This is a genomic window from Bhargavaea beijingensis, assembly GCF_900101985.1.
Lineage (GTDB): Bacteria > Bacillota > Bacilli > Bacillales_A > Planococcaceae > Bhargavaea > Bhargavaea beijingensis.
Window position 1 is genome coordinate 72,115 of sequence record NZ_FNAR01000006.1, and the last position, 19,210, is coordinate 91,324.

Below are 19,210 nucleotides of genomic sequence, written 5' to 3' on the forward strand. Positions count from 1 at the left end.
GTGCTATTCAGGCACTCAGGATCTGGCTGAAAGCCCTCTCGACCGCCGTCGAGAACGCCTCGCCGTAATTGTCATTGCCTTCGATATTGAAGATCAGCATCTCCAGCTCATCCGTAAAGTTTACAAGCTCAATCCGATGTTCTCCGGCCATGAGAACAGGAGTCCGCCCGCTTTTCAGGACTGCCGCCATCTCCGGCCAGACTTCTTCAGGAAAATGTACATGGACAAACCGCTCCCCGTCATCCAGCAAATAAACGAACGTTCCGGAATCGGTATCCGTGATCATTCTCCCCGCGGGTTGTGTCCCGGAAAGCTCCGCACCTTCCCGCAGGTTAAATTCGGTTACATTGCCGGTAAATCCGGCGCTCTGAACGATTGGCTGTTTGGTCACGATGTCTTCGTCCTTTCTATGCATACAAATCATCTCACTTCAGTCTATCACAGCAGGCATTCGCACGCAGTTCCAATCTGGCTCAAAAGCTCTCACAGACCGGGTTGGAAATCGATTTATTTGTAGAACCGGAGTGCGGTTGATAGAATGAGTCTACAATTACAGGCAATGGAGTTAGCAAAGGAGCATGCATCATGACCCGGAAACCCATCATTCCTTATGAAGAGATCGGCCCGGAGCTGCTGTCCGATCTCGTCGACGCGTTCTACGGGAAAGTCGCCCGGCATCCGATGCTCTATCCCATTTTTCCAGATGATTTGACTGAAACCGCCAGAAAACAGAAACAGTTTCTCACCCAGTTTCTGGGTGGACCCAATTTATATACCGAGGAACACGGACACCCCATGCTGCGGGCGCGGCACATGCCGTTCCCTATCACCTATGACCGTGCCCAGGCCTGGCTCGAATGCATGGCTGAAGCGATGGACGAGGTCGGCATGGAAGGGAAGATCCGTGAAGACTTCTATAACCGGCTGATCCTGACCGCTAACCATATGGTCAACAGGACCGGACCGGATGAGGAGGGGTCCGTTTGAACTTACTGCCGAATGCTTCGGAGATCCTGGAAACGGAGAACTCGGCCAAACCGCTTGAGCTGTATGTCTTCATCGATCCGACTGATGCGGACTGCTATGGACTGGTCCCGATTCTCCGACGTCTGCAGGTGGAGTATGAACAATACTTCACCTACCGCATCATCATGAAGACATGCCTATCGCCACAAAAAAGCCTTGCCCTGGGGCCCCAGGATACCCGAATCCCCCATCCTGCCCTTCCTGCAGTCGCTGTCAAGGCGGCCGAGTTCCAGGGCAAGCGGGCCGGATTCAAGTACCTGTGCCGGCTTCTCGATTACAGGTTCCTGAAAGGGCGCGATGTCACAACACCGGAAGTCCTGCTTGAGATTGCCGACCTGGTCGGAATCGACACAGCCGAATTCTCGCAAGACTTCCGATCCGTCAATGCCGCAAAGTCTTTCCAGTGCGATCTGTACATCTCCCGGGAGATGGAAGTCGACCAAGCTCCGAGTTTCGTTTTCTTTAATAACAATTTTGAAGATGAGGGTCTGATGGTGGACGGCATCCATGACTACGGAATTTATGTGAAGGTTTTGGAAGAGTTGCTCGGAGACCAGATGAAAAAGTCGGTTCCCCCGTCTCTCGATGAACTGTTCCGCCGATTTGACTCTCTGACAACCGGTGAGATTGCCGCCATCTATAAGGTAAGCACGAGGACCGCTGAGCGTGAGCTGAAAAAACGCCTGCTTCAACGCCGGATCGAATGTCTGCCTGTACGGGGTGCAACCCTTTGGCGCAGAAAAATGGACTTATAATGAATTCAGCCGGAATCCTGTCGGATTCCGGCTTTGTTGTGCGGTCAGTTTGTTTCCTTCACGACAAAAAGACACCCGCTCCGGGGGAGGAGCGGGTGCTTTTTCGTATTACACGAAGGGGATGGGGGAAATGTTCACGTTCAAACAAAAGGGGTGTTTGTTGCCGTGAATTATTTCACGTTCTTAACTTATCACGAAATAATTGATTGCGCAAGATTTCACATAAGAGTTCACAAGGTTGTCATATTGCGAGCGTTTTCAATCCGAATAACATTATTGCGACAAAAATGTTCTGAAAGCTTAGTAACGGAACTCTCTGATATTTGATAAATGAAATTTGTATGGAGCACTACTTTGTTCTGGGTTCTCCTGCTTCTGAAAAATCCCCTGGCATCCCGTTTCGGGAGCTTACCTCAGGCGCCAAAGGCAGTCGCCAATACGAGATTGGTGCGCGGAAAAACGTCGTGTTGCACAAAGAGACCGCTTTCCATCCTTGGCGGACTTCCTCTTTGAAATCCCGGTTCCCGACGCCGAGTGATTACCAAGTGTACCCGAGTGACCCCCAGCCCTTCCAGCATGGTTCGGGAGTGTCTGGGGCTACGCTTCCCTCCGCACAAAAAGACTGCAGGCAATGAGGTAGAATCCCATTTGCCTGCAGTTTCATCAGTCACCTATTTAAAAAAGCCGGTCAGCCGAGCAGTCTTTCGAGTTCATCGAGTTTTTCACCAAATGCCCTGCAGGCCTCTTCAATCGGCTGGCTGGAGGTCATGTCCACTCCTGCCTGTTTCAGGACTTCGATCGGGTAATCCGAGGAGCCCGCTTTCAGGAAGCGGTTGATGTAGCGTTCGACAGCCGGATCACCTTCCTCCAGAATTTTGTTGCTGAGGGCGACCGCGGCGCTGTAGCCGGTTGCATACTGGTATACATAGTAATTGTAGTAGAAGTGCGGAATGCGTGCCCATTCCAGGCCAATTTCCTCATCAATGACGATGTCATCGCCGAAGTATTTCTTGTTGAGCTCATAATACACTTCCGTCAGTTTATCGGCTGTCAGTGCAATTCCCTGCTGATCAAGCTGATGAATGGCATGTTCGAATTCCGCAAACATCGTCTGGCGGAATACCGTGCCACGGAATCCTTCCAGCCAATAGTTCAGCAAGTAGATCTTTTTCTGCTCATCATCCAGTGTTTTAAGGAGATGGTCATTCAAAAGGGCTTCGTTGCAGGTCGAAGCAACCTCTGCGACGAAAATCGTGTAATCGCCGTATACAAATGGCTGGTTCTTGCGCGTGTAGTAGCTGTGGACGCTGTGGCCGAATTCATGTGCGAGCGTGAACAGGTTGTTTACATTGTCCTGCCAGTTCATCAAGATATATGGATTTGTTCCGTATGATCCGGATGAGTAAGCGCCTGAACGCTTGCCTTTGTTTTCGCGGACGTCTACCCAGCGGTTTTCGAGGCCTTCCTTCAAGATGTCCGCATATTCGTCCCCAAGCGGTGCTAGCCCTTCGAGCATCATCTGTTTGGCATTCTCATACGGTACTTTCATGTCAACGTCCTTGACCAGCGGCGTGTAGAGGTCCCACATATGCAATTCGTCCAGTCCCAGTACTTTCTTCCTCAGCGCAATGTACTTGTGCAGCAGGTGCAGGTTGTCGTTGATTGTCGAAATGAGATTGTCATAGACGGCTTCGGGGATATGATTGTTCGAAAGTGCCGCTTCCCGCGCGGAAGAGTAGTTGCGGATGCGTGCATGGACGTTGTTGGACTTGATTTCACCGGAAAGTGTCGAGGCGAAAGTGTTGCGGAATTTCCCGTAGGTATCGTACATGGCGCGGAATGCGGCTTCGCGGACTGAAGGATCGTTGCTTTCAAGGAATGTCGTATAGCGGCCATGTGTAAGCTTGACCACATTGCCTTTTTCATCTTTGATCTCCGGGAACTCAAGGTCGGCATTGTTCAGCATGCCGAACGTCTCGGATGATGCGTTCGCGACCTCCGAGAACTGCGCCAGGAGAGCCTCCTGTTCCGCAGGCAGAACATGAGGACGCTGGCGGTTCACTTCCTCAAGAGCATGCCGGTACACCTTCAGGCCTTCCTCTTCTTCAACGAAGCGGTTCAATTCCTTTTCCTCAATTGAAAGCAATTCTGGGACGAAATAAGAAAGGCTCGTCGAAACCTTGACGTACAGTGTCTTTGCACGGCTGTCCATTGCCTGGTATGTGCTGTTGGCGGTGTCTTGGTCGTAACGCATATGGGAATAGGCATACAGGCGCTGGAGCCGCTCGGAAATCTCATCCCGGTATTGCAGGGCTGCCAGCAGCTCCTTGGCTCCATTCCCGAGCGTTCCGCGGAATGTATCCGCTTTCCCGGCCAGCACTTCAATTTCTTTATATTCTTCTTCCCATTGTTCATCGGAAGCAAAGATGTCCTCAAGTCGCCATGTCTCCTCAACCGGGACCTGATTTCTTGTCAATACATCGTTTTTCGGTTCGGTCGTCATTTGGATTACCCCTTCCTTCGATAGCCAAAATAAACTCAAGAACATTTTCTCAATATTCATTATGGCTTGCAAGGAATTCCTTCCAAAGATATCTGATCGAGCTTTCGGGCAGTTCATGGCAATCAAGGATGTCTCGGAGACTCTTGACTCCGGATGCCTCAAGGAATTTCAAATAGGCGGACACAGCTCCCTCCCCGTCCCCTCTTTGCGCCGGTAAGAGGTTCAGAAATTCTCTGATCAAATCAGAACTTGAGGATTCCCTGCTTTCTGCACCGAAGGCAAAAAAGACGAACTGCGCCTGCCACTCTGCGTCGTGCTCCTTAAAGGCTGCCGCGCCGGAAGTCGGGACGCCGATAAGGGGCGGTAGCCGATCCGCGCTGATCCGGTTCTCATAACAAGACCGAAGTAAGGGGTCGTGAACCCCTCTGCGGTTGTACAGAACCCTCCGATTTAAATAGGACCTGCGCCTGGAAGCATAAATCCTCATAAAGGAGCTGAATGTGATCTCATCGATGGGAGAAGGCACAGCAAAAGGGAACCCCTGCAAAACATAGGGAATGGCGACCATCTTGCCCAAAAATGTGTTACCGCTGACGTGCATCAGATGCACGAAGTAATAGAAATGCCTGGTCACGGGGTCATAGGTCATCAGGTAATTCCCGGTTTTCACATCCCGGCGGATGAACAGCTGCAGAAACTCAGGAATAGACAAGGTCCTGATTGGCTGTCCCGTCGAACTCCAGCTTTCGGGCGCAGAAGGAATCCAATGAGGAATGATTCCCGCCCCCTCATACCCCTCCGTGCGCTTTCGCACAAGCGCGGGCGGAATCCGGCTGCATTGAAATTCAATCGCATGTGCACTGCCGTCATACTCGACGAGAAGGTCAGGCCGCTGGCCGATCGGTGTCAGGGCCGTCTCCATGCCCGTACTTAGACCGAGCCCGGTAAACATTTCGTAGAGTTGCTGTTTGCCTGCCAGATGGGCCGGCGTCTCCCCTTCTGAAAACATCCGCCTGCAATCGCTTCTCGCCGCGTGGGCGAAATGGGGAATCCTGACATCTCCGATTTTCAGCCACATTTTATTGCGGCATTGCGGACAGCGGAAGTGGTGTGAGTTTTTCATATGATGGAGAGACTCCCTCGTCATGTCCTGGGTAATGATGAACTGCACCTCGTTTTCCAAGATGGCCGCCAACATATTCTGACTATTCCCTCCTTTCTTTCCGTCATTGTAAACCCGCACAGATGATCTGGCAACTCCGCCAAGAGGCGCATGAACTGCCATTTTTCAATATTGGCATCCAGGATCGGACCAAAATCAAATTTCGCCTCTAAAAAAAGCCCCAAAATAAAAAAATGCGAATTCTTGGTCCGAATCCTCACAAGTTCTGATTTACAGTTTTTTGGTAAAGAAAAAGCTGTACGGTAATCCGTACAGCCTGGGAATCAGAAGTGCTCTGCAACTGTGCCGAATACATCATCGGCGATGATTGTCTTTCCATATTCCTCTATCCGGTGAATGGTGACATTCGTCCGTTGCAGATACTCCGTCAGCACGCTGACTATGTCGTCGAGATCTTCCTCATCGCCAGCGAGGCTGTCAAAGCCAATGTGGAGATAGTAGTTGTCCTCAAACAGATGGAGCGAAGTCCGCAGTGCCTCTTCCTTCAGGATCTGCGAAAGCGGAATCAGGTCATCGAACTCACCGACAAGGAAAGTCGCGTCCTCCCAGTCGTCCTCTTCCTGGCGGAAACCTGGGACGTACTGGTCGAGGTTCTGGAGGTCGGCGTAAGAGGATTCATCCTCCTGGAACATCCGTCTTCCCTCCTGGCCGAATGGCGGCTCCAACTGCTTCCCGTCACGGGTCACTTGGGCTCGGGTCACAGTCACTTCGAGTCCCTTATCCATTGCATGGACTTGGATCCAAAGCGGTCCCTCGATGGTAAAGTCGGCTTCCTCGTCGACTTCTTCCATCATCTCCCAGAACAACTCTTCGCTGCGGTCGCGATTGTACCAGATTTCGTCGCGGGTAAAACCGCGCTCTTCGATATCAATATACGAAATGAAAAACTTCACAGTATTTTCATTGATGCGTTCGATTTCCATGTTTACACCTCTCCCTTCCGACGGTATTCTCCGTAACCCGGGTGTGACAAAGCAATCCACCGATGGCAAGTGTCCTGCTGTCAGTATATGCCGTCACCGTCAAATCTGGAAAGGCGTGTCCAGACGGAACGGCTGCTTGTAGTATTAGCATTGTATGGGACAGGATTCAGGAAAGCAAGAGAAAAAAACGAAAAAGACTGACAGGTCAATCGCAACATCCCTGTCAGTCCTGTTTTGCCTCAGTTGACCATCCGCTGCGCTTCGAGGAGCTGGTATGCCCTTACCTTGCGCGGAAGGAATCGCCTGATCTCATCCTCGTTGTAACCGACCTGAAGTCGTTTGTCGTCCAGGATGATCGGCCTTCTGAGAAGACCCGGGTGTTCCTGGATCAATTCGTAAAGCTCATGGAGAGGAAGGCTCTCCAGGTCGACATCAAGTTTTTGGAAGATTTTCGAGCGGGTAGAGATGATCTCGTCTGTCCCGTCTTCCGTCATACGCAGAATTTGCTTAATTTCATCGATTGTCAGGGATTCCGAAAAAATATTCCGCTCAGTATATGGAATATCATGTTCTTCAAGCCAAGCTTTCGCTTTCCGGCACGAAGTACAGCTGGGAGATGTAAAAAGGGTCACACTCATCCACAAACACGTCCTTTCAATGGTAGGAAGCAGCAACCTAAATTTATCTGATTAAAATCATTCTAATTATTAAAGTGATGACTTTATTATACACCATTTTTGACCTTAGGGATACACCGTTTTGAAGAAAGTTTTCATTTAGACACAAACCTTCACTTCTTCGCTACATTTGATGAAGGAATCGAGCAAATGTTTGCTTCAGAGCTGTTATACCCATTTCGGAATAAACACAAACACAGATGAACATTTCATTCTCAATTATTCTTCAATGAATGAAAATAAAAGGTTCCGCGGGACTTGCCCATCCCTCCTACCTATTAGTACGTCCCGGCAAAAAATAAGTTCCGCTTTATTTGTACTATTTCCCATTTCATTTGAAGATAAACGAAAAAAGGCACACACCGGAAAATAAATTGGTGTGTGCTCTGATCTTATGGCGTATAGTCCACGCCTTCTGTATAACTGTTCCCGGCATTCCAGAGAAGGAACTCATCAATTCCCGCATCATTGAGTGCCTTGATTTGCGCTTCCACTTCTGCCTTGCCATAGCGCTTATAGTTGCCGCTCCCCAGCCAGCTGGCCGTGAAGTCCTGTAGCCATGGACGGGACACCGGCGGATTTTCGAGTGCTGACAACTTTTCATTCTCGACTTTTGCGTACTCGGCCACCAGTCGGTAGGGCTCAAGATCCGGCTTGGAGATACCAAAATAAGAAGTCCAATGGCTCGGATAGATCATCGAGGAAATGACGTCTACGTTCTCTGAGATTTTCGAGAAATTCTGGCCGATGCCCGGAGCTTCCGGCAAGGTGGCCGAATACCCGAAGATATCAACGGATACATCCACGTCATATGGCTTAAGCTGCTCCCTCGCGTAGGCAACAAAGTCCGTGACTGCCTGGACACGTCTCTGGATCGGATCCAGTTTCGAGTTCTCATAGTCTCCAAAGCTATATTTCAAAGAATCCGCTCTGGTCTCAAATCCTTCGGGAAAGCGGACGTAGTCAAATTGGATTTCTTTGAACCCCATCTTGGCCGCTTCGATTGCAATCTCCACATTGTAGTCCCAGACTTCCTTCATGAACGGACTTACAAAGGCTTCTCCCCTGCCATTTTTCCAAACCTTCCCCCCGCTTGTATAAGAAAGTTCGGGACGCTTTTCCGCGAGAGCGGTATCTTTGAATACGACGACCCTGGCAATCGGATAAATCTGCTTTTCTTCGAGTTGTTCCAGCATGGCTCTCGGATCTTTTATGTATGGCTGGCCAATTTCCAATTCCCGGAGAGGGGAGTCTTCTGCTGGTTCATAGGTCAGATATCCGAAATCATCTTTGATATCGATGACCATGGCGTTCAGGTCGGATTGATCGATGAGATTCACAAGCCGTCCGAACTTCTCGCCTCCGGCTGAATGCCCGGTTACATACAGCCCTCTCACGGCATCGGGGTATTCAAAATCCAGGCCGGAATCAAACCTGTACAGCTTTGACGAAGCCACCATGTCGGTATCGATTTCCCCATAGTCATAGGAGAGCCCTTTGAAATCTTCTGCGGGGCTCTCCGCTGCCACTGACGGAGCGGCTGCCATTGAAACCGCAAGAGTCAGTGCGCCTATCCATTTTAGTTTCATACGAAAAACTCCCTTTTTTATGAGGGCACTGAAAATGCCTATACAGATTTCCGCTACGGGTTTCCGCTTTCAGCGGGCGTTGCAGGATTCTCGTACCCTTCGCTCCAATCTGCTTCGTTTTGTATGATTCAGTGTCCTCATCTTTATTTGCCTCTTATTCTATCAGCTCCGGCAACCGGAAGGAAGGAATTTCAAGAACATTCATGACAGGTCAGTTGCATCATCGCGATACCAGCTATATAATAGTTAGAAATCAATGATCAGCTTTGATGGAGAAGAGTAACCGGGAACCCGCCGCACAGAGAGCCTGTGGCCGGTGAGAACAGGACGGCAGTTCCCGACGAATGGACTCCTGAGCCGGTCCGGCGAACCTTTGTAGCCGGTCCCGTCCGCCCGCGTTAAGGGTAAGAGCGGCCTTCGGGCAATGCGGGTGGTACCGCGGCTGATTGAACATCATCCGTCCCTTTATACGGGATGGCATGGTGATTTTTTTATTTGGGGAGGTTTATACAAATGAAACGGATTTTCTCAGGTGTGCAGCCGACTGGAACCGTCACACTCGGCAACTACATCGGCGCATTCCGCCAGTTTACAGAACTCCAGCACGAATACGACTGCATCTTCAGCATCGTCGACCAGCATGCGATTACGATGCCACAGGACCCGGATGAACTCAGTGAGGCGATCCGCCGGCTTGCGGCAACTTATATTGCGGCCGGCATCGACCCTGAAAAGGCAACATTATTTATCCAATCCGAAGTTCCGGCACATGCTCAGGGCGGTTGGATCATGCAGTGCATTTCCTATATCGGCGAACTGGAGCGCATGACCCAATTCAAAGACAAATCAGACGGACGGGAAGCGGTTTCCTCCGGCCTGCTCACCTATCCTCCGCTGATGGCGGCCGACATCCTGCTTTACGATTCGGACATCGTCCCGGTCGGCGATGACCAGAAACAGCATGTGGAGCTGACACGCGATCTGGCAGAGCGGTTCAACAAGCGCTTCGGTGAGACGCTTACCGTGCCGGATATCCGCCTGCCTGAGCACGGTGCACGGATCAAGTCCCTGCAGGATCCACTCAAGAAGATGAGCAAGTCTGATGAGAACAAAAAAGCGGTCATCTCCCTTCTTGACGAACCGAAACAGATTGAGAAAAAGATCAAGAGTGCGGTGACCGATTCAGACGGCAAAGTCGCCTATGATGCCGAGAACAAACCCGGAGTGAGCAACCTGCTCAATATCGAAGCCTCACTTACAGGCTATTCTGTAGAAGAACTTGTCCAGAAATATGGCGGCAGCGGCTATGGCGCGTTCAAGGCAGGCGTCGCCGAGGCTGTCATCGGTCACCTTTCACCGATCCAGGAGCGCTACAACGAATTGATCGGCTCCCGGGAACTGGACCGGATTCTTGATGAAGGTGCCGAAAAAGCGAATTCGATTGCATCGGCTACTCTTTCCCGGATGGAATCCGCGATGGGCCTCGGCCGGAAACGCAGAAAATAAGCACGACCAGCGATAGCACCATCAACTTGAAATCCGGCGTGGACAAAATATAGCGGAACACGGTTTCCCAAGAGTGGCCCAAAGCCCGGTAATTCAGGAACAGCACGAGATGCGACATTGTGATGACGCATAGTCCGTACGATACGAGGAACAGGAAGATACGGTTCATCGGGCGCGTCCTTTCCGTATAGGGTTTGTACACCATATGAAAAAGCGGATCCCTTCTTTCAGAAGGATCCGCTTTTTGTATGCATCCACATGAATCTCAGCGTTGTGATTTCGGATTGAGGGCGTCTTTCAGGCCTTCACCGATGAAGTTAATTGAAAGAATGGTGAACGTAACGGCCAGCGCCGGAGGCATCCACATCCATGGCTTTCCTTGGAGCACATCAGGCTCATTGGCAAACGCAAGCATGTTGCCCCAACTCGGGGTTTCTTCCGGAACCCCGAAGCCCAGGTAGCTCAACCCGGTCTCCGCCACAATCAGGCTTGCAAAAAGCAGTGTTGCCTGAACAATGATAGTAGACAGGACGTTCGGCAAGAGATGTTTGATGATAATCTTTGCCGGTGGCGTACCGATCGAAATGGCGGCGAGGACGTATTCGTTCTCCCTTTCCGAGAGCACTTTTGAACGGACAATCCGCGCAACCCCTCCCCAACTGAGAAGCCCGATGACGAGGATCAGTACCCAGAGTCCGTCGACGATGCCATAGAGGATCGTGTTCAGGACAATGACGAAGACGAGGAACGGGAAGTTTAGGACGAAGTCGGTAAAACGCATGAGCAGGCTATCCACTGCCCCTCCGAAAAACCCGGCAACTGACCCGACAATCGTTCCGAGAATCACAACGATTGCAGTAGCGCTTGCCCCGACCAACAGGGAGATTCTCCCGCCATAAAGGAGCCGGGTCATGACATCGCGGCCGCTTTTATCTGTTCCCAGCAAATATTCATCATTCGGTGGAATACTCATTTTACCAATGTTCACTTTGGTGATATCCGGAATCGGCGACAGATAAGGTGCCAGGACCGGTGCCAATAAAGAAAGAAGGATGACAATGCCCAAAAAGACAGTGCTGATCATGGCCAGTTTGTTCCTCAGAAATTTCCTCCTGGCGATCGCCCAAGGAGAAGAACTCTTCTCGGGACGCTTCACCGCCCCGTATGCTGTATTTGTTGTCATGTTGTAGCTTCCTCCTTAACCTAAGCGAATCCTAGGGTCCACGATTCCATATAAAATATCGGCAATCAGGTTACCGATCAGAACCATCGCAGACAGCATCATGGTGATCGCCATTACAGTTGGATAGTCACGGCTAGTGACGGAATCAAGGAACAAAAGACCAATTCCGGGATAAGTGAAGATTTTTTCTGTGATGATTGCACCGCCGACAAGTGCCGCGATATCAAATCCAAGGAACGTGACGAGAGGAATAATGGAATTCCTCAGGATGTGTACATTGTAGATCTTGCCGGTCGGCGTGCCCTTTGCCATCGCCGTACGGACAAAGTCTTTCCTCGAGTTCTCGATCAGGTCATTCCGGAGAAATTGCGTATAGGAAGCCGTACTGAACATCCCCAAAACAAAAGCCGGCAGCATGACATGGTGGATTCTGCTCATCCAATATTCGATCGTCCCTTTATCGACCTCGATGTCAACGGAGCCGGCAAACGGGAACCAGTTCAACTTGAATGCAAAAAAGTAAATGGCGAACACACCAGCAACAAACGAAGGGATTGCAATCCCCGCATAGTTAAATCCAAATATCAGGTTATCTCCGAGTGTATACGGCCTTCTTCCCGAATACATCCCCATCGCAAATGCCAAAACATAGGTGATCAGCAGTGACGTCAATGCCAGGAAAATCGTATTGGGGAGCTTTTCTGCAACCAACTCGGATACCGGCAACTTATAACGGGTGGACTTTCCAAAGTCGCCTTGGACAAAGTCTGTGATCCACCGGGTATACTGAACGTAAACCGGATCGTTATAACCCAATTTCTCTCTCATCTCCGCAATATATTCAGGATTTGTATTCAATGGATCAATTTCCCCGCTCAATGAATCCCCAGGCATAGCCTTTGCAAGGAAGAAAACCACGATGGATACGAGGATTAGCATCGGGATCATGCCAAGTATTCGGCGCAACGCATATTTAAGCATAGGTACTCTCCTTCTTCTGTCTATCTTCGTTGTTTCTCTCAAACACGGTAAGAGATATTTTAATAGTCTTAAATACGTCTTACCGTGTTTAAGAGCATAAAAATATCAGCGGCGGACGGGCATCCCGCCCGCCACTGACAGGTCAATCAATCACTCGTTCAAATACCATTCAGCCGGGCTGTTGTGTCCTGAAACATCCAACTCGAAGCCGCCTACTTTGTCGGATTTCGCGTAGATTTCATCAAGTTCTGCAATGAAGATCATCGGAACGTCTTCAGTGACCAGCTTTTGCCAATCAGCATAGATCTGTTTCCGCTTTTCCTTGTCATCGCCGACCTCTTCAATGCTCAGCGCCTTTTCAAGGAGGGCATCAGACTCAGGATTGTTGTAACGCGGGTAGTTCCAGATTTCATCCGTTTTCCAAAGACCGGATGGGTCTGGGTCACTGCCGGTGCTCCAGCCGCCGAAGAATGTTTCAATAGAGGAATCGTCCTTTTCAATCATGTCATAGTACAGGTTGACTTCGACCATTTCCAGCTTGGACTTGAGGCCGACTTCTTCCCAGTATTGAGTCAGAGCTTTTGCACGGGACTCAAACGTCGGGTTGCCTGTCGCATAGTGAGAGAACTTCACTTCAAATTTCTCGCCTTTTGGATCTTCACGGAAGCCGTCGCCATCTTTATCAACGTAACCCGCTTTGTCCAGAAGTTCTTTTGCCTTTTCAGGATCATAATCATAAACTTCTACATCGCTGTCATCCGCTGCGATCCAGTGTGCGGAAGGAACCGGCTTATTTACAGGCTTGCCGTACCCGAAGAAGAAGGCGTCAATCCATTCTTCGCGGTTGATTGCGTGAGCCATTGCTTTACGCAGATTCACATCTTGGTACTTTGGAGTCTCTTCAACGATTTCACGCTTATCGGCGTCATATTTGCCAAGCTTGAAGCCGACATAATAGTAAGATAGCCCAGGCGCTGTAACGATTTCGACGTTGTCTAATTTCTCTACTTCCGGACCGGAAACCGGCTGGATTGCGATCATGTCGACATCACCGTTCTGCAGGGCACCTACTGTTGCAGTATTATCGATGATCCGAACGATAATCTTATCCAGATTGACGTCGCCGTTCCAATAGTCTTCGTTCTTTACGAGTTCAACTGATTCACCAGGGACGATATTTTCAACCTTAAATGGTCCGAGGCCGACCGGCTTCGAACGAACCACATCAGATGCAGACATCTCTGCAACCGGAATGCCTTCAAATGCTTTTTCAGGCATCGGATACGACCAAAGGTTGACCAGGTTGTTGACACGCGGCTCGTCAAAAGTGATTTCAATTGTGTAATCATCAACAACTTTCAAGCCGGAAATGCTATCTGCTTTTCCTTCGCGGAACTCAGGAGCGCCTTGGATGGTTTGAACGTTCGTGTACCGTGTGCCGTCGTACTCAGGATCGGCAAGGGTTTCAAGAGCGAACACCCAGTCATTTACAGTAAGTTCTTCACCGTTGTGCCACTTGACACCTTCCTTGAACTTGAAGGTAAAGTGCTGGTTGTCTTCTGTTTCCCAGGATGCGATGTTCGGAACCGGCTCCAGATTTTCGTCATAATCAATCAGACTCTCATCGAACAGTTCAATGATTTCCGCGTCTGTCGCAATACCGTAAAATGCCCAGTTATAGAGCCCCTCCGGAACAGCGTCAAGCGCATATGTGAGCGTTCCGCCCTTTTTGGCCTCGCCGGATTCTCCGGTCGCCTGCTCGCCGTCTTTCTTGCTGTCGCCCGAGTCAGATTCGGACGCACCGTCGCTGCCGCTTCCGCCGCAAGCCGCAAGGAACGCGGAAAGGACGAGGATCATGGCGAACAGCCAGAGCATGGATTTGCGTTTCATGCTTCATTCCCCCCATTTTCGTGAATAGTTTGTGATCAGTACAGTACGCACGCAACGTGATGCCCCGGTCTCACCTCCTTCAGTGGAGGCTTTTCCTGCGAACAGATTTCCTGTGCCATCGGGCAGCGCGTATGGAACGGGCAGCCCGTCGGCGGGTTTGCAGGACTCGGCACATCCCCCTGCAGCACAATCCGCTCTTTCCGCAGCTTCGGATCGGGTTCCGGAATCGCGGAGATGAGCGCCTGTGTATAAGGGTGCAGCGGCTCGCTGTACAGATCTTTATTTGAAGCAACCTCGACGAGATTGCCCAAATACATGACACCGATCGTATCGCTCATGTGCTTGACGACGCTGAGGTCGTGGGCGATGAACAGATACGTGAGCCCGAACTCTTCCTGAAGATCTTTCAGGAGGTTCAGGACTTGGGATTGGACAGAGACGTCCAGTGCAGAAACCGGCTCATCCGCAATGATCAGCTTCGGGTTGAGGGCCAACGCCCGGGCGATGCCGATTCTCTGGCGCTGGCCGCCGGAGAATTCATGCGCGTATTTGTAGTAGGCGGCTTCCGGAAGGCCGACACGGACCAGCAGGGACTTGACGTATTCCACAAGCTCTTTTTTGTCACGCCGCTCAAAGTTCTTGATCGGTTCCGAGATGATGTCGCCGACCATCTGCATCGGATTGAGCGATGCGTAGGGATCCTGGAACACCATCTGGAAGTCTTGCCGGGCTTTGCGAAGCTTGGTCCCGCTGATTCTTGTGATGTCTTCGCCGTCAAAGATGATTTGGCCTCCTGTCGGCTTGATCAGGCGGAGAATGGTGCGTCCGGTTGTGGACTTCCCGCAACCGGACTCTCCGACAAGGCCCATCGTCTCCCCCTTTTTTATGGTGAAAGAAATATCATCTACAGCTTTCACATTTCCGACGACGCGCTTGAAAAAACCGCCGTGAATCGGGTAATACGTTTTCAGGTTTTTGACTTCCAGGAGATTTTCACGCTCTTTCTGCGTGTTCCCCTGCTCTGTAAGCTCTTTTGTTGTCATCGTGCACCTACTCTTTCTTTCGGCCAGCTTTCTTCATACAGCAGGCAGGCCACTTCATGTCCGCCCTTGGTGTCCTCGAGGCGGGGAGTGATCTGCATGCATTCCGGCATTGCTTTCGGGCAACGGTTCGCAAACCTGCACCCTACTTCAGGCATGTCCTTGACAGAGGGAACCAGGCCCTCAATCGTTGCCAGACGCTCCTTTTCTTCCTCCATCTTCGGGATGGCTTCCATCAGGAGCTGCGTATACGGATGCTGGGGCTTTTCGAACAAATCCTCAACCGTGGCCCGTTCAACGATCTTGCCGGCATACATCACGAGTACGACATCACAGATTTCCGCCACGACTCCGAGGTCGTGGGTGATCAGCATGATGGACATTTCATTGACTTCCTGGATGTTTTTCAGCAGGTCCAGAATCTGTGCCTGGACCGTCACATCCAGCGCCGTTGTCGGTTCATCCGCAATCAGCAGCTTTGGCTGGCAGGCAATCGCCATGGCGATCATGACACGTTGCCGCATGCCTCCGGAAAGCTGGTGCGGGTATTCATCGACAATGCTTTCAGCCCTTGGGATTCCCACATTTTTCAGTAATGTAACCGCTTTCGAACGGGCTTCGTTTTTGCTGATATTTTGGTGATTCAGAAGCACCTCGGATATTTGATAGCCGATCGTGAACACCGGATTCAGTGAAGTCATCGGTTCCTGGAATATCATCGAGATGTCTTTCCCGCGGATGTTGTTCATCTTTTTTTCGTTGTATCCGACGATATCGGCCCCTTCGAACAGGATCTCCCCTCCACGGACCTTGCCGATTCCTTTGGGAAGCAGGTGCATGATGGAAAGGGACATGACGCTCTTCCCGCATCCCGATTCCCCGACAATGCCGACAATCTGTTTGCGGTCAACGGTAAAGGAGACCCCTTCAACAGCGTTATAATATTGTTTATCAATCTTGAATCCGGTTTGGAGGTTGCGTACCTCTAGAAGAGGTGTCTGCGCAGATGTATTTGGTTTGGATGTCATGGGTGCACCTCAAGTTTTCTATTTTTCTGTTATTTCATCTCTTGCTAAATTTTATTACAAAAACATTACATCCGCAAGATGTTTTTTGAATTCCCTGTAACCACTGTAGAATTAAAATAGTCGTCATCATCAGAAAAATCAATAACGGCAAGGGTTTTAGCTTTGCTCCCTCACTAGCTATACTTGGATATTTTATCTTTTTGCTGCCATTTTTCTAATAGATTCGATTATCGCTTCACGCCAAAAAGCCCCAATCTCAATGAATCGAGATTGGGGCTACATACCTAAACTTTCAATCACCTTTTTTGAAAAGGAGCGAAACGTTATGTCCTCCGAAACCGAGCGAATTGCTCATGGCGTATCGGATGTCCTGCTTTCTTGCTCCATCCGTTACATAATCCAGGTCGCATTCCGGATCGGCAGTTTTGTAGTTTGTCGTAGGCGGGAGAATTCCTTCGTGAAGAGCAAGTGCCGTGAACACGGCTTCCACTCCACCTGCTGCACCAAGCAGGTGCCCGGTCATTGATTTCGTGGAGCTCATGGCCAGATTGTAGGCATGCTCTCCGAACACCGACTTGACGGCCTGGGTTTCAAACTGGTCATTGTAAGGCGTGCTCGTGCCGTGGGCGTTGATATAGCCGATTTCTTCGGGGTTGATACCGGCTTTTGAAATGGCCTGGCCCATCGCCCTTGCTGCGCCCTCGCCTTCAGGAGCAGGAGCCGTGATATGATGGGCGTCACCCGTCGAGCCGTACCCGACAACCTCGGCGTAAATTTTCGCTCCCCGCGCCTTTGCACGTTCGTATTCTTCAAGAATGAGGATACCGGCTCCCTCTCCGATGACAAAACCGTCACGGTCCGCGTCAAACGGGCGGGAAGCCGTCTCAGGATCCGGATTCGTTGAAAGTGCGGTATTGGCACAGAAGCCTGCTACAGCCATCGTGGTAATCGGCGCCTCCGCTCCTCCGGTGATCATCATGTCCGCATCCCCCCGAAGAATCGCTTCGAATGCATCTCCGATTGAGTTGGCCCCGGACGCACACGCTGTGACTGTGCAGGAGTTGATCCCCTTTGCGTTAGTATAGATCGAAACCTGGCCGGCAGCCATGTCGGGAATCATCATCGGAACAAAGAACGGACTTACCCTGCGGTAGCCCCGCTCCTGAAATGTTTTGAACTGCTGTTCATGGGTCTCCATGCCGCCGATCCCTGAACCGATCCACACCCCGGTCCGGAGTGCCTCTTCATCGTCAAGACGCCGCGGAAGCCCTGCATCCTCCATAGCCTCGAATGCCGCCGCAAGCGCGTAATGGGTGAAGCGGTCCATTTTGCGGGCTTCTTTTTTCGGGATGTACTGTTCGATGTCGAAATCTTTCACTTCTGCTGCAACCTTGGCAGGGAACAGCTCTTTGTCCAGGCGCGTCATCGGCCCGATGCCCGACTTGCCTTCCTTGATTCCCTTCCAGGTTGTCTTTGCGTCATTGCCGAGCGGACTGACCGCCCCAACTCCTGTCACTACGACTCGTCGCTTGTTCATCTGAGTTCCCTTCCTTCTGTGTGAATGGTGTTGTATAAGTGAGGTCCTGTCATTTAATACGGATAGGACTGAATGGTTTGTTTCAGCGCCCCCAGCGGATAGCCAGCGCCCCCCATGTGAGACCGCCGCCGAACCCGACGAGGACGATGACATCATCGTCTTTGATATTCCCTTCACTGACTTCGTCGCAAAGGGCGATCGGGATGGAAGCGGAGGAGGTGTTGCCGTAATTCTGAATCCGTTTCGACATTTTCTCCGGCGGCAGACCGAGACGCTCACGTGCCGCCTCCATAATCCGGATGTTGGCCTGGTGCGGAATCAGATAATCGGCATCTTCCTTCGACAGACCAGCCTTGTTCAAGACAGAAACAGCGGAGTCGCCCATCTGTCTGACGGCGAACTTGAACACTTCCCTGCCGTTCATCTTGATATATTCATCCTGGTACAGGTGCTTGCCGCCGGAGCCATCTGCGCCCAGTTCGAACGCCAGGATTCCGCGGCCTTCGCCCACCTTGCCGATGACAGCGGCGCCTGCACCGTCGCCAAACAGGACGGCCGTGTTGCGGTCTTCCCAATCGGTGATTTTCGAGAGTTTTTCCACACCGACGACAAGAATATAATCATAGCAACCGTTCTGTATAAACTGCTGCGCGGTCACGACACTGTACATAAATCCCGCACAAGCGGCGGACTGATCCATTGCACCGGCATTTTTGGCACCGAGACGCTCCTGAATCTGTGTGGCCACGCTCGGGAATGGCCGGTCCGGCGTGACGGTCGCCACGATGATGAGGCCCAGCTGATCAGCTGTAATCCCCGCATCTTTTAAAGCCGCTTCAGCCGCACGGAAAGCAAGCTCCGACGTATTCTCGTTGTCTGGAGCGATCCTTCTCTCCTCGATGCCTGTCCTGGTGCGGATCCATTCGTCGGATGTATCCAGGCGCTTCTCCAGATCTCCATTTGTGATCACCTGCTCCGGGACATACTTCCCGATTCCGATCATCCCAACACCCATATTGCAACCCCTTTTCTTATCATCTTCTATTAATACCTGGTCTTAATTTAACATACATGAACGTTCTTTGACAACTTGCCCGTCGCGTCTCTTTTTGGCAAAATATGCGGCAATGACAGGTTTTGCAATATGGGTCCGCTATGGTATGATGAATTCGGATATTTCCGCTCAGAGGTGAAACCCAATGCAATTTATTTTCACGTTCATCTGGTCGTTTCTTCTTGTTACGACCCTGAATTATGTGGTCAGCTCCGTCAATGCCGTTCCATTTGATTTTGGCCTCGGAGCCATCGTTTCCGTCGTAGCTGCGCTCTTCCTCTTCATCATGTCAGCCATCCTGCCGGAAGAGCCGCTGCCGGACTACGAGTGAAACA

General features: G+C 50.9%; 17 protein-coding genes and 1 other annotated feature. Of the genes, 4 read left to right on the forward strand and 13 right to left on the reverse strand.

Features of this window, described 5'->3' with window-relative positions; genetic code table 11:
• Window positions 1–7: 7 nt before the first annotated feature.
• Window positions 8–391 (reverse strand): UPF0738 family protein, encoded by a 384-nt coding sequence (locus tag BLT01_RS06490; RefSeq protein ID WP_092096196.1) that lies wholly within the window; start codon window positions 389–391, stop codon window positions 8–10.
• Between the two features lie 194 nt (window positions 392–585).
• Between BLT01_RS06490 and BLT01_RS06495 the strand changes: the two genes are divergently transcribed.
• A complete protein-coding gene (locus BLT01_RS06495) occupies window positions 586–987 on the forward strand; it encodes a globin domain-containing protein (protein ID WP_092096021.1) in 402 nt (133 codons plus the stop codon).
• On the forward strand, window positions 984–1,781 hold the full coding sequence (locus tag BLT01_RS06500) for a DsbA family protein (protein WP_092096023.1): 798 nt from the start codon (window positions 984–986) through the stop codon (window positions 1,779–1,781). The genes BLT01_RS06495 and BLT01_RS06500 overlap by 4 nt, the downstream gene beginning before the upstream one ends.
• 688 nt (window positions 1,782–2,469) lie before the next feature.
• On the opposite strand, the gene pepF is transcribed toward BLT01_RS06500, so the two are convergent.
• From pepF to BLT01_RS06525, 5 genes are all read right to left on the reverse strand, one after another.
• Window positions 2,470–4,284 carry an oligoendopeptidase F gene (gene pepF / locus BLT01_RS06505; protein ID WP_092096026.1) on the reverse strand — a complete coding sequence of 605 codons (1,815 nt, stop codon included), beginning with the start codon at window positions 4,282–4,284 and terminating at the stop codon, window positions 2,470–2,472.
• A 49-nt stretch (window positions 4,285–4,333) separates the two neighbouring features.
• On the reverse strand, window positions 4,334–5,482 hold the full coding sequence (locus BLT01_RS06510; protein ID WP_125903300.1) for a competence protein CoiA: 1,149 nt from the start codon (window positions 5,480–5,482) through the stop codon (window positions 4,334–4,336).
• 248 nt (window positions 5,483–5,730) lie between these two features.
• Window positions 5,731–6,390, reverse strand: coding sequence for an adaptor protein MecA (gene mecA, locus BLT01_RS06515; RefSeq protein ID WP_092096032.1), 660 nt, complete (start codon window positions 6,388–6,390; stop codon window positions 5,731–5,733).
• A gap of 239 nt (window positions 6,391–6,629) precedes the next feature.
• Window positions 6,630–7,028: a transcriptional regulator SpxA gene (gene spxA / locus BLT01_RS06520; RefSeq protein ID WP_092096035.1), complete on the reverse strand. Its 399-nt coding sequence runs from the start codon at window positions 7,026–7,028 to the stop codon at window positions 6,630–6,632.
• Window positions 7,029–7,459: 431 nt separating this feature from the next.
• On the reverse strand, window positions 7,460–8,656 hold the full coding sequence (locus BLT01_RS06525; protein ID WP_092096037.1) for a putative glycoside hydrolase: 1,197 nt from the start codon (window positions 8,654–8,656) through the stop codon (window positions 7,460–7,462).
• Window positions 8,657–8,913: 257 nt separating this feature from the next.
• Window positions 8,914–9,124: a binding site (T-box leader), on the forward strand.
• Between the two features lie 45 nt (window positions 9,125–9,169).
• Between BLT01_RS06525 and trpS the strand changes: the two genes are divergently transcribed.
• A complete protein-coding gene (gene trpS, locus BLT01_RS06530; protein WP_092096040.1) occupies window positions 9,170–10,162 on the forward strand; it encodes a tryptophan--tRNA ligase in 993 nt (330 codons plus the stop codon).
• A gap of 265 nt (window positions 10,163–10,427) precedes the next feature.
• Here trpS and opp4C read toward each other — a convergent pair whose 3' ends face one another.
• From opp4C to BLT01_RS06565, 7 genes are all read right to left on the reverse strand, one after another.
• Window positions 10,428–11,345 carry an oligopeptide ABC transporter permease gene (opp4C, locus tag BLT01_RS06535; protein ID WP_092096043.1) on the reverse strand — a complete coding sequence of 306 codons (918 nt, stop codon included), beginning with the start codon at window positions 11,343–11,345 and terminating at the stop codon, window positions 10,428–10,430.
• Between the two features lie 15 nt (window positions 11,346–11,360).
• A complete protein-coding gene (opp4B, locus tag BLT01_RS06540; protein WP_092096046.1) occupies window positions 11,361–12,326 on the reverse strand; it encodes an oligopeptide ABC transporter permease in 966 nt (321 codons plus the stop codon).
• Window positions 12,327–12,476: 150 nt separating this feature from the next.
• The gene (gene opp4A / locus BLT01_RS06545) at window positions 12,477–14,216 is read right to left on the reverse strand and encodes an oligopeptide ABC transporter substrate-binding protein (RefSeq protein ID WP_092096049.1); all 1,740 of its coding nucleotides are present in this window, start codon (window positions 14,214–14,216) and stop codon (window positions 12,477–12,479) included.
• Window positions 14,217–14,251: 35 nt separating this feature from the next.
• Complete coding sequence (locus BLT01_RS06550; RefSeq protein WP_092096052.1) at window positions 14,252–15,259, reverse strand: ABC transporter ATP-binding protein; 1,008 nt, start codon at window positions 15,257–15,259, stop codon at window positions 14,252–14,254.
• Complete coding sequence (locus tag BLT01_RS06555) at window positions 15,256–16,284, reverse strand: ABC transporter ATP-binding protein (protein ID WP_092096055.1); 1,029 nt, start codon at window positions 16,282–16,284, stop codon at window positions 15,256–15,258. The genes BLT01_RS06550 and BLT01_RS06555 overlap by 4 nt, the downstream gene beginning before the upstream one ends.
• A 292-nt stretch (window positions 16,285–16,576) precedes the next feature.
• Entirely contained in the window at window positions 16,577–17,821 is a 1,245-nt protein-coding gene (fabF, locus tag BLT01_RS06560; protein ID WP_092096058.1) for a beta-ketoacyl-ACP synthase II, read from the reverse strand.
• A gap of 82 nt (window positions 17,822–17,903) precedes the next feature.
• Window positions 17,904–18,836 (reverse strand): beta-ketoacyl-ACP synthase III, encoded by a 933-nt coding sequence (locus BLT01_RS06565; RefSeq protein WP_092096061.1) that lies wholly within the window; start codon window positions 18,834–18,836, stop codon window positions 17,904–17,906.
• Window positions 18,837–19,020: 184 nt separating this feature from the next.
• On the opposite strand from BLT01_RS06565, the gene BLT01_RS06570 reads away from it, so the two are divergent.
• Window positions 19,021–19,206 carry a YjzD family protein gene (locus BLT01_RS06570; protein ID WP_092096064.1) on the forward strand — a complete coding sequence of 62 codons (186 nt, stop codon included), beginning with the start codon at window positions 19,021–19,023 and terminating at the stop codon, window positions 19,204–19,206.
• Window positions 19,207–19,210: the final 4 nt, after the last annotated feature.

Bases quoted from the DNA above. Each gene is read 5' to 3' on its own strand.
- pepF (WP_092096026.1), bottom strand. From the start codon at position 4,284: ATGACGACCGAACCGAAAAACGATGTATTGACAAGAAATCAGGTCCCG.
- BLT01_RS06570 (WP_092096064.1), top strand. From the start codon at position 19,021: ATGCAATTTATTTTCACGTTCATCTGGTCGTTTCTTCTTGTTACGACC.
- opp4B (WP_092096046.1), bottom strand. From the start codon at position 12,326: ATGCTTAAATATGCGTTGCGCCGAATACTTGGCATGATCCCGATGCTA.
- opp4C (WP_092096043.1), bottom strand. From the start codon at position 11,345: ATGACAACAAATACAGCATACGGGGCGGTGAAGCGTCCCGAGAAGAGT.
- fabF (WP_092096058.1), bottom strand. From the start codon at position 17,821: ATGAACAAGCGACGAGTCGTAGTGACAGGAGTTGGGGCGGTCAGTCCG.
- BLT01_RS06550 (WP_092096052.1), bottom strand. From the start codon at position 15,259: ATGACAACAAAAGAGCTTACAGAGCAGGGGAACACGCAGAAAGAGCGT.
- trpS (WP_092096040.1), top strand. From the start codon at position 9,170: ATGAAACGGATTTTCTCAGGTGTGCAGCCGACTGGAACCGTCACACTC.
- BLT01_RS06565 (WP_092096061.1), bottom strand. From the start codon at position 18,836: ATGGGTGTTGGGATGATCGGAATCGGGAAGTATGTCCCGGAGCAGGTG.
- opp4A (WP_092096049.1), bottom strand. From the start codon at position 14,216: ATGAAACGCAAATCCATGCTCTGGCTGTTCGCCATGATCCTCGTCCTT.
- mecA (WP_092096032.1), bottom strand. From the start codon at position 6,390: ATGGAAATCGAACGCATCAATGAAAATACTGTGAAGTTTTTCATTTCG.
- BLT01_RS06555 (WP_092096055.1), bottom strand. From the start codon at position 16,284: ATGACATCCAAACCAAATACATCTGCGCAGACACCTCTTCTAGAGGTA.
- BLT01_RS06495 (WP_092096021.1), top strand. From the start codon at position 586: ATGACCCGGAAACCCATCATTCCTTATGAAGAGATCGGCCCGGAGCTG.
- BLT01_RS06525 (WP_092096037.1), bottom strand. From the start codon at position 8,656: ATGAAACTAAAATGGATAGGCGCACTGACTCTTGCGGTTTCAATGGCA.
- BLT01_RS06510 (WP_125903300.1), bottom strand. From the start codon at position 5,482: ATGTTGGCGGCCATCTTGGAAAACGAGGTGCAGTTCATCATTACCCAG.
- spxA (WP_092096035.1), bottom strand. From the start codon at position 7,028: ATGAGTGTGACCCTTTTTACATCTCCCAGCTGTACTTCGTGCCGGAAA.